Source organism: Streptomyces aureus, assembly GCF_001418135.1.
GTDB lineage: Bacteria > Actinomycetota > Actinomycetes > Streptomycetales > Streptomycetaceae > Streptomyces > Streptomyces aureus_A.
This window is the reverse complement of the sequence record NZ_LIPQ01000588.1, coordinates 433-3,055: the sequence shown is the minus strand read 5'-3', so window position 1 is coordinate 3,055 and position 2,623 is coordinate 433. Positions and strand designations below refer to the sequence as shown.

The window sequence follows — 2,623 nt, the reverse complement described above, 5'->3', positions numbered from 1 at the left end:
CGTCCGCGCCCTCGACGGCGTCGATCTCGACTTCCGCGCCGGGACCTTCACCGCCGTCATGGGCCCCTCCGGCTCCGGCAAGTCCACGCTGCTCCAGTGCGCGGCCGGGCTCGACCGGCCCACCTCCGGGCAGGTGGAGGTCGGCGGGGTCGCCCTCGAAGGGCTGAGCGAGCGGCGGCTGACCCTGCTGCGGCGGGACCGGATCGGTTTCGTCTTCCAGTCCTTCAACCTGCTGCCCGCCCTCACGGCCGCGCAGAACGTCGCCCTGCCCCTCCGGCTCGCCGGCCGCCGCCCGTCCCGTACCGAGGTCCGGGAGGCGCTGGCCCGGGTCGGGCTCGCGGGGCGGGAGCGGCGCAGGCCGGGCGAGTTGTCGGGCGGACAGCAACAACGGGTGGCGATCGCGCGGGCGTTGATCACGCGGCCGGCCGTTCTCTTCGGCGACGAGCCGACCGGCGCGCTCGACTCGACGACGAGCCGCGAGGTGCTCGACATGCTGCGGGAGCTGGTCGACCGGGACGGTCAGACGATCGTCATGGTCACCCACGACCCGGTGGCGGCGGCCCGCGCGGACCGCGTGGTCTTCCTGGTCGACGGACGTGTGGCGGGCGAGCTTCCGGCCCCGACGGTGGCGGCGGTCGCGGAGCGGATGACCGCGCTTGAGACGGTCGCGCCGGTCGCGGAGCCGGGTCCGGCCCACGCGGCCGCCTCCCCCTCCGGGAGCGTCTCGTGCTGACCGTCGTCCTCTCCGGCCTCCGTGCCCGCTGGGCCTCCTTCCTCGGCGGGTTCGTCGCCCTCGCGCTCGGCGTGGGGCTGCTCGCCACCATGGGCCTCGGGCTGTCCGCGACCTTTCACCCGCCCGAGCGTCCTCCTCAGCGGTTCGCCTCCTCGCCCGTCGTGGTGCAGGGTCAGGTCCGGCTGACACTGGACGTACGGCGCGGACCCGGACCCGGGTCCGTGGCGCAGCGGCTCGACCGCCCACAGCCTGTGGACAACGAACTGCTCCGCGAGCTCGGGGCCCGCTGGACGGTCACCTCCTCCGGCGGCCCCGACGCCGTCGGCGTCGACGCCCCCGCCGCCGAGGTCCGCGCCCTCGTCGGCGATCGTGCCCAGGTCCTCACCGGCGACGAACGGCGGCGCGCCGACCCCGGCCACGACCGGGACGCCGACGCTCTCGTCGGCGTCAACGCCCTCCTCGGCACCTCCGGCGGCGTCACCGCCTTCGTCTCCGTCTTCGTCGTCGCCTCCACCTTCGCCTTCGCCGTCGCCCTGCGCCGCCGCGAGTTCGGGCTGCTCAGGACCGCCGGAGCCACCCCCGGACAGATCCGCCGCCTCCTCCTCGTCGAGGCCGCGGCGCTCGGCGTCCTCGCCTCCGCCGCCGGGTGCGCGCTCGGCGCGGCCGGCGCGCCGCTGCTCGCCCGGACCCTCGTCGACGGCGGCCTCGCGCCCGGGTGGTTCACGGTCGGCGGCCCGGCCTGGCCCTTCCACGCGGCGTTCTGGACGGGCGTGACGGTCGCCCTGGCCGGGGCGATCGCCGCGTCCCGGCGGGCCGGGAGGGTCGGCCCGACGGCCGCGCTCCGCGAGGCCGACGTCGACGCCGACCCCCTGCCCCTCGGCCGGGCCCTGCTGGGCACGGGACTGCTCCTGGCCGGCCTGGGCCTCCTCGTCTGGACGTACGCGACCGACCCGTCCGCGCTGCTCAAGCGGAAGACGTACACGACCCTGCCGATGCTCCTGATCACCGGCATCGCCCTGCTCTCCCCGCTCCTGGTCCGGCCGGCGGCCCGGCTGCTGAGGCTGCGGGGGGCCGTGGGGACGCTGGTACGGGAGAACAGCGCCGCCTCCGTCCGCCGTACGGCCGCCGTCGCCGCCCCCGTCCTCGTGACCGTGGCGCTCGCCGGGACGCTCTTCGGCTCGGCGACGAGCGTCACGCGCGCGAAGGGCGCCGAGGGGCGCGAGCAGACGGCCGCGGCGTACGTCGTGACAGGCCCGGCCCTGAGGCCGGTGGCGGCGCCCGGCGGGGCCGTCGTCTCCCCCACGGGGCCGACCTCGGTCTTCGTACGGGACGGGGACGCGGCCGTCGTGAAGTACGGGGCGCGGGCGGTCACCGATCCGGCGGCCTTCGCCGAGCTCGCCCGGCTGCCCGTGGTCGCCGGCGATCCGCGGGACCTCGACGACCGGTCGATCGTCGTCAACGAGGAGTTCGAGCGGCGCCGGGTGGGCGAGACCGTCGAGGTCTGGCGGGCGGACGGGACCGGTCCGGTACGGCTCCGGGTCGCGGCCGTCCTCGCCCTCGGGACCGGCGACAACGGCCCGTACGTCACCCGGGCGAACGCCCCCGGCTCCGTCCCTGACCGGATCGACGCACGTGGCGGCGGTACGGCCACGGTGCGGGCGCTGGAGGCGAGCGGCGGCACCGTCAGGACGGCCGACGCGTGGGCCGACGCCGCGCGCGCGCCGAGCGGCAGCCCGCAGGCCCGGCTCGGCATGGTCCTGGTCCTCGGCATCGCCCTCGTCTACACGGTGATCGGCCTCGCCAACACCCTGCTCATGGCGACCTCCGTACGCGGCGGGGAACTGGCCTCCCTCCGGCTCGCCGGGGCCACCCGGGCCCAGATCCTGCGGG

Annotated in this window: 2 protein-coding genes; both read left to right on the top strand. The window is 76.9% G+C overall.

Features of this window, described 5'->3' with window-relative positions; all coding sequences use genetic code 11:
* Nucleotides 1-733: ABC transporter ATP-binding protein (locus tag AOK00_RS34555; protein ID WP_055604087.1), on the top strand; the 733-nt coding region annotated here is incomplete at its 5' end.
* The coding region (locus AOK00_RS34550; protein WP_055604086.1) for an ABC transporter permease at nt 727-2,623 on the top strand (1,897 nt) is incomplete at its 3' end. The genes AOK00_RS34555 and AOK00_RS34550, both read left to right, overlap by 7 nt.